Annotated in this window: 7 protein-coding genes; 3 read left to right on the top strand and 4 right to left on the bottom strand. The window is 71.9% G+C overall.

Going from position 1 to position 6,686, the window contains the following annotated elements:
* The first annotated feature begins 93 nt into the window (after positions 1–93).
* Together mce and VI078_01230 are read left to right on the top strand one after the other, a co-directional pair.
* On the top strand, positions 94–492 hold the full coding sequence (mce, locus tag VI078_01235; protein ID HEY5997913.1) for a methylmalonyl-CoA epimerase: 399 nt from the start codon (positions 94–96) through the stop codon (positions 490–492).
* Between the two features lie 12 nt (positions 493–504).
* Positions 505–936 carry a GNAT family N-acetyltransferase gene (locus VI078_01230; protein HEY5997912.1) on the top strand — a complete coding sequence of 144 codons (432 nt, stop codon included), beginning with the start codon at positions 505–507 and terminating at the stop codon, positions 934–936.
* 9 nt (positions 937–945) lie between these two features.
* Here the strand turns inward: VI078_01230 and VI078_01225 are convergent, their stop codons facing one another.
* The 4 genes from VI078_01225 to VI078_01210 all read right to left on the bottom strand — a co-directional run bounded on the left by VI078_01225 (position 946) and on the right by VI078_01210 (position 5,456).
* A complete protein-coding gene (locus VI078_01225) occupies positions 946–1,428 on the bottom strand; it encodes a response regulator (protein HEY5997911.1) in 483 nt (160 codons plus the stop codon).
* Between the two features lie 173 nt (positions 1,429–1,601).
* The gene (locus VI078_01220) at positions 1,602–2,981 is read right to left on the bottom strand and encodes a sigma-54 dependent transcriptional regulator (GenBank protein HEY5997910.1); all 1,380 of its coding nucleotides are present in this window, start codon (positions 2,979–2,981) and stop codon (positions 1,602–1,604) included.
* Positions 2,978–4,543, bottom strand: coding sequence for an ATP-binding protein (locus VI078_01215; protein HEY5997909.1), 1,566 nt, complete (start codon positions 4,541–4,543; stop codon positions 2,978–2,980). The genes VI078_01220 and VI078_01215 overlap by 4 nt, the downstream gene beginning before the upstream one ends.
* A complete protein-coding gene (locus tag VI078_01210) occupies positions 4,530–5,456 on the bottom strand; it encodes an ABC transporter substrate binding protein (protein ID HEY5997908.1) in 927 nt (308 codons plus the stop codon). Before VI078_01210 ends, VI078_01215 begins: the two co-directional genes overlap by 14 nt.
* Positions 5,457–5,646: 190 nt before the next feature.
* Here VI078_01210 and VI078_01205 point away from each other — a divergent pair.
* Positions 5,647–6,686: TonB-dependent receptor plug domain-containing protein (locus tag VI078_01205; protein ID HEY5997907.1), on the top strand; the 1,040-nt coding region annotated here is incomplete at its 3' end.

Raw genomic sequence — 6,686 nt, 5'->3', positions numbered from 1 at the left:
ACCATCGGCGCCCGGCGCCTGCTCGAGCGCTTCGTCTGCGGCGCGCGGGAGGCGGCGGGCGAAGCGGCGGCTCCGCCCTCCCCGCCGGGCCGGCTGAATCACGTGGCGATCGCGGTCCCCGATCTGGCCGCCGCCCGGGCGGCGTTCGCGCGCCTGCCGGGCGCCGCGGTCTCGGACGCGAAGGAGCTGCCCGAGCACGGCGTGACCGTCGTCTTCGTCGCCCTGCCGAACACGAAGATCGAGCTGGTCACGCCGCTGGGCGGGCACTCGCCGCTCGCCTCGTTCCTCGAGAAGAACCCCGGCGGCGGCATCCATCACCTCTCGCTCGAGGCCCCCGACGTCGTCGCCGCCGCGGCCGCCCTCGCCGCACAGGGTGCGCGCGTGCTCGGCGACGGCAAGCCCCGCATCGGCGCGCACGGCACGCCGGTGCTCTTCCTGCACCCGAAGGACTTCGCCGGCACCCTCGTGGAAATCGAGGAGCCGGCCCGCTGAAAGGAGCCCCACATGGCAAAGATCAGCTACATCGGCCGTTCGATCATGCCGCAGGAGTTCCTGCGCATCCGCGAGGAGCTGGGGCTGCCGCCCCTCGGTTTCGCGATCGCGGCGCGCGCGCTGAGGGACGACTTCTTCGACGTGGTGGTGCTGCTCGACGGCGAGACGCCGGTCGGTTGCGCGCGCGTGATCGGCGACGGCGCGCTGACGTTCTACATCCAGGACGTGCTGGTGGTGCCCCGGCTGCAGCGCAAGGGCATCGGCTCGAAGATCATGGAGCTGGTGCTCGGGCAGCTCGGCTCGGCGGCGCCCCCGGGCGCGTTCGTCGGGGTGATCGCCGCGCCCGGCACGGAGCGCTTCTTCGCGCGGCACGGCTTCGCCGCCCGCCCCGCCGACGCGCCGGGGATGGAGCTCGCGACGCCGCCGAAGGCGGGCCGGGCCTAGCTCTTCCGTCTACGCGAACAGCGTCGTCTCGAGCTTCTGCTGCAGCTCGGCGATCGAGTAGGGCTTGGTGAGCACCGCGCGGAAGCCCTTGCGCAGGTAGGCGTCGGGCGCCGCGGCCAGGGCGGCGCTGCAGATCATCGCCTTCACCCCGGGGCTCAGCCGCCGCAGCTCCGCCAGCGTCTCCTCGCCGCCCCAGCCGCCGTCGACCCGCAGGTCCAGAACGACGGCGTCGAAGGGCGTCCCGTCCCTGCGGGCCTGCTCGTGGAGGGCGACGGCCTCGCGCCCCTCGGCGGCGACCGCGACCTCGAAGCCCAGCACCACAAGCTGGCGTCGCATCGTCTCGCGGACCATCTGGTGGTCATCCATGATGAGGATGCGGCCCCGGCGCGGGCCGCGGCCGGGAGCCGCCCTGAGGAGCGACTCCGGCGCCGGAAGGCCGCCGGCTCCCGGCGCCGAGGCGGGAACTCCAGCGGCCGCGGTGAGCATTCGCATCGTGTCCTCCCCGGCACCCGGCCGATCAGCGTTGGCGGAGAGCAAGAAGCGCGCCATGATCGACAAGAGGGTTGCCGGGCCGGAACCGTCCGATTTCTCGAATATTCGGCGGCGTGGCACACCACGGCACCGGGAAGACAGTAAAGATTGTTTATGGTGGCTATCAGAACTTCTTATGGTTCGAGGCCGTGCTCCCTGACCTTCGAGAGGAGCGTCGGATAGCTCAGCTTGAGCACCTCCGCCGCGCGGGTCTTGTTGCCGCCCGCGGCCTCGAGCGCCTTGCGGATCATCCGCTTCTCGAGAGCGCGGACCGCCTCCTTGAGCGACCCCCGCTCGCGCTCCTCGCGGCGATCCTCGACGGCGCGCGCCAGCAGGTCGATCTGCGCGGTCTCCACCAGGTCGCCGGGGGCGGTCAGCACCGCGCGCCGGACGACGTTCTTGAGCTCGCGCACGTTCCCGGGCCAGGCATGGGTCACGAGCAGCTCGGCCGCGGCGGCGCTGAACCCCTGGATCTGCCGGCCCAGCTCGCCGCAGGCCTCCTCCAGGAACAGGTCCATGAAGAACAGCACGTCCTCCGGCCGCTCGCGCAGGGGCGCGATGTCGATGACGAACTCCCCGATGCGGTACAGCAGGTCCTCGCGGAAGGTGCGCGCCGCGACGCAGGCGCGCAGGTCGCGGTTGGTCGCCGTCATCAGGCGGAAGTCCACCGCGACCGGCTCGCCGCCGCCCACGGGGAAGACGCGCTTGGTCTCGAGCACGTCCAGGAGCTTGGCCTGGATCTCGAGCGGGATGTTCTCGATGTCGTCGACGAACAGCGTGCCGCCTGCGGCCGCCGCGACGTGGCCGGCGCGGTCGCGGTCCGATCCGGTGAAGGCGCCCTTGCGCGCGCCGAACAGCTCGCTCTCGACCAGCGACGGCGGGATCACGCTGACGTCGACGCGGACGAACGGGCCGGCCGCGCGCCGGCTCAGCTCGTGGATCGCGCGCGCCACGTACGTCTTGCCCGTGCCCGTCTCCCCCTGGATGATCACCGACAGCTCGGTCGGCGCCACCTGCTTCATGCGGGCGATCACGCCACGGATCGCGGGGCTCGTCCCGAAGCGCCCCTCCAGGGAGGTGTCCAGCGCCGCGCTCATGCGCCGCACCTCCCCCTCGAGCTGGCGCTTCTCGAGCGCCTGTCGCAGCGTCAGGTTGATCCGCGCGAAGTCCGGCGGCTTCTCGATATAGTCGAAGGCGCCGCTCTTCACCGCCTCGACGGCCGTCGCGATGTCCCCGCGGCCGGAGAGCATGATCACGGGCACCTCCGGCGCGATGGCCCGCATCTCGCGCAGCGTCGGCAGCCCGGTCTGCCGCGGCATCTGCAGGTCGAGGAGCACGGCGTCCGGGGGCGCCTCGCGGAAGGCGCGCACCGCCTCGACGCCGTCGGCCGCCTCGCTGGTCTCGTAGCCCTCCAGCGCGAGCGCATCGCAGACGAACGCGCGGAACTCCGCCTCGTCGTCGACCACGAGCACCCGCCTGGTCACGCCCCGTCCCCCCTTCGGCCCGGCGCTCACGCCCCGCCCTCCCCGGCTCCAGAGCCCGCTGCGTGGGCGGCAGCCACCTCCAGCGCCAGCGGCAGGTCGACGTGGAACGTCGTCCCGACGCCGGGCACCGACTCGACCGCGATGCGGCCGCGGTGTTCCTCGACGATACCACGGACGATGGACAATCCGAGCCCCGTCCCGCCCCCGGAGCCCTTGGTCGTGAAGAAGGGCTCGAAGATCCGGGCGTGCACCTCCGGCGACATCCCGACGCCGGTGTCGGCGACCGAGATGCGTGCCGCCGGCGCCCTGCCCGTCTCCTCGCGGACCGACAGGCGCACGGTGAGGGTACCGCCCGCGGGCATGGCGTCGCGGGCGTTGTAGACCAGGTTCATCAGCAGCTGCTCCAGGCTCGCCGGGTCGCCTTCGACCACCGCGACGGACGCGGCTGGATCGAGCTGCAGACGCACCTGCTCATCGAGCGCCGCCCGGATCGCCGGCGCCAGCCGCCCGAGCAGCGCCGTGAGATCGACCGCCCCCGCGCGCAGCTCCCGCGTGCGGCTGAAGGCGAGCAGGCGCTCCACCAGCTCGCGCGCCCGCTCGAGCGTCCCCGCCATCCGGCTGGTGTACTTGAGGACGAGGGCATCCTGCTCCGCTCCCTTCTCGATGAGGTGCACGCCGATCTTGAGCGTGGAGAGGATGTTCTTGAAGTCGTGCGCGATCCCCTGGGCGAGCGCCCCCACGACCTCCATCTTCTGCGCGTGGCGCAGCCGCTCCGCGAGCGCCTCCTTCTCGCGCTGGCGCGCGGCGAGGTCGCGCGTCATCGCGGTGAAGGCCTCGGCGAGACGCCCGATCTCGTCGTCGGGCATGCCGGCGAGCGCACCGACATCCTGGCCGGCGCCGAAGGCGCGCACGGCGCTGGTGAGGCGCTCGAGCGGTTCGGTGACGCGCCGGGAGAGCCGGTACCCGGCCCAGCCCCCGAGCAGCAGGACCAGCATCATCAGGCCGAGGCTGCGCGCGATGAGCAGCGCGATTCCGCGGCGCAGCGGAGCCCGATCGACGCTGACCCGGACGAAGCCGATGTACCTGCGCCCCGGCGCGGTCTCGCGCTCCTCGAAGTACAGGCCCGCCGCAACCGTGCCGCGCTCCTCGAGCAGGACGGGACAAAGGGCCTCGACCATCTCCGGGTGCTCGTGGTTCACGCAGGAGCTCTCCGGCCCGAAGAGCCGCACGATGGCCAGCTCGTTCGCATCGAGGTTCGTCGACGCCGCCTTCAGCGCCGGGGTGCGTCCCTCCGCGGCGATCGGCCTGTCGTCGGCGCCGAAGACCGCCGCCGAGAGCACGTCCCGCCGGCCGACGACGAGCGAGAGCATCTCCTTGGCGAGCGCCGGGTTCTCGGCGTAGACGGCGGCCCTCGCGCTGGTCGCCAGCAGGCTCCCGAGCCCGCGGCTGCGGTCGCCCGCCACCGACTCCAGCGTGCTCCACTGGACGTACACGAGGTGCCCGGTGAAGATCGCCGAGAGAGCGAGCAGCACCCCGGCGACCAGCAGGAAGACTCTGCGGCTGAAGCGGCCAGCGCCCCTAGCGGAGGACATCGTCGGCCTCCTCCAGCAGGGTCGGGTCGAGGTCGATGCCCATCTTGCGGGCGACCTTCCGGTTCACCACGAGCTCCGCGCCCGTCGCGTACCGCAGGCGCGCGGCAGCGGGCTGCGGCGGGCGGTCGAGGGACGCCGCGAGCATTTCCGCGGCCTGGACGCCCATCACCTCCGGGTCGAGGTGCGCCGCCGCCACTGCTCCCAGCTCGACGTACTTCCGTGCGAACCCGTAGAGCGGAACGCGCGACTCGAACGACGCCAGCAGCAGGACGCTGAGATTCGTCCCCTGCAGCACCGTCGGGTCGGGGAGGAGCCAGATGACGTCCACCTCCCCGCGCAGCTCCTCGAGGGCCCGGGAGAGGTCGGTCGGGCGCGCAATCTCCCGTGTGACCAGCGTCAGGCCCAGCCCGGTCACGGCCGCGGCCCCGCGCACGTACGGCCCGGTCTGCGCCGGGTCGAAGATCACGCCGACCCGCCGCGCCCGGGGGAAGACCCGGCGGATCGTCTCCAGGTGCCGCCGCGGCGAGAGCGCCATCTCGATCCCCAGGCGGTTGGGCCGCTCGGCGACCCACGGCTCGACGTGGGGGACCATCGCCAGAAGCACCGGCAGCTCCCGCAGCCCCTCGGCCGCGGCGCGCGCCTGCATGCCGACGGCGAGGACGCCGCGCACGCCCTCGCGCAGCAAACGCGCTTCGAAGTCGTCGCCTCCGGCTTTCTCCGGCGCGACGACGCGGACGGGGAGCCGGCTGGACTTCGCGAAGCTCTCCTCGAGGAGGCGATACGGCGCGACCTCGGTGTCGCAGACGACGAGGATCCCGCCGGCTGGTGCCGCACGGGCAATGGCCGCGCCCAGGAGCAGAAGGGCGAAGACCGCCCCCGGGACGAGCCGTTTCAGGATGTGCCCTGTGATCACCGCGTGCACAACCCCCAAGACGCGCCGCAGTAGCGAAACCGGCCGGGCCGGACAACGTGGATTGGACTTTCCTACCATCCCCGAGGAGAAATGGCAATGGTCCTCGCGGCTTGCGAGTCTTTGCGGTTGCGGGCGGGAACGCGGGTGCGGTAACCTGATAGGACTTCAGCGTTGGGAGGGGACGAGCGGCATGCGAAGATCATTGGCGAACTGGACCGCGGCGGCGCTTCTGGCCATCGGACTTCTCGGGCAGGCGGCGCCGCTGGGCGCCGTGACGGAGGCCGAGCAGACATTCCTCGGCATCTACTTCACCCCCGATGAACTGCATGTCCTCTCGACGACGCGCAGCCTCAAATCGATCAACCGCATCGCCGAGAATGTGCAGGTGATTACCGCCGCGGACATCGAGCTGCTCCAGGCCCACTCGCTGGCCGAGGTGCTCGAGACCGTCACGGGACTCGCCGTCGAGAACCGCGGCATGCCCGGCAGCGTCTTCTCGCCCTACATCCAGGGCTCGCAGTTCACGCAGATCGCGGCCTTCCTCGACGGAATCCGCCTGAGCAACCTCGGCAACAACTTCCCCGAGCTGACGTTCCTGCCGGTGGACGACATCGCGCGCATCGAGGTCATCAAGGGCCCGGCGTCCTCGACCTGGGGCTCCGCGCTCGGCGGCGTGATCAACATCATCACCAAGAACGCGCCGCAGCAGCCGGGCAACTCGGGCGCCGTGTCGGCGTCCGCCGGCAAGGACAACACGACGGACGTGCGCGGCAGCCTGGCCGGCCGCGTGGGCGCCACCGGCTACGGCATCTGGGCGAGCCGCCTGCGTTCCGACGGCCTCGTGCCGGGCTACGCGGTGGAGCGCAACGCGATCACCGCGAAGCTCGACTACCGTGCGAGCCCTGCCTGGAACGCCGGGCTCGCACTCTACTGGACGGGCGCCGGGCGCGGCGAGGGGCTCTACCCGGAGTACGACGAGGCCGATCGCAGCACGGCGGACCACCTGCGCGCGCAGTTCGCCGCCGAGGGCTTCCTGCCCGGCGGCGGTCAGGTGAACTTCGCCCTCTGGACGGCGAACAACCGCGACGCTGTCATCTTCGAGTCCATGAGCGACGGAACGGAGTTCTTCCACGGGTTCAACGAGGACCGCATGCTGGGATCGGACCTGCGCTACCGCCGGGCCTTCGCCGGCCACGACGTGGTGTTGGGTGCCGGTTTCCTCAGCGGCCG

It is taken from the genome of bacterium, assembly GCA_036524115.1.
GTDB lineage: Bacteria > JAUVQV01 > JAUVQV01 > JAUVQV01 > DATDCY01 > DATDCY01.
This window is presented reverse-complemented; position numbering and strand designations above follow the sequence as displayed.

Excerpts from the sequence above, each read along its gene's own strand:
- VI078_01225 (HEY5997911.1), bottom strand. The coding sequence starts at position 1,428 with ATGCGAATGCTCACCGCGGCCGCTGGAGTTCCCGCCTCGGCGCCGGGA.
- VI078_01215 (HEY5997909.1), bottom strand. The coding sequence starts at position 4,543 with ATGTCCTCCGCTAGGGGCGCTGGCCGCTTCAGCCGCAGAGTCTTCCTG.
- VI078_01230 (HEY5997912.1), top strand. The coding sequence starts at position 505 with ATGGCAAAGATCAGCTACATCGGCCGTTCGATCATGCCGCAGGAGTTC.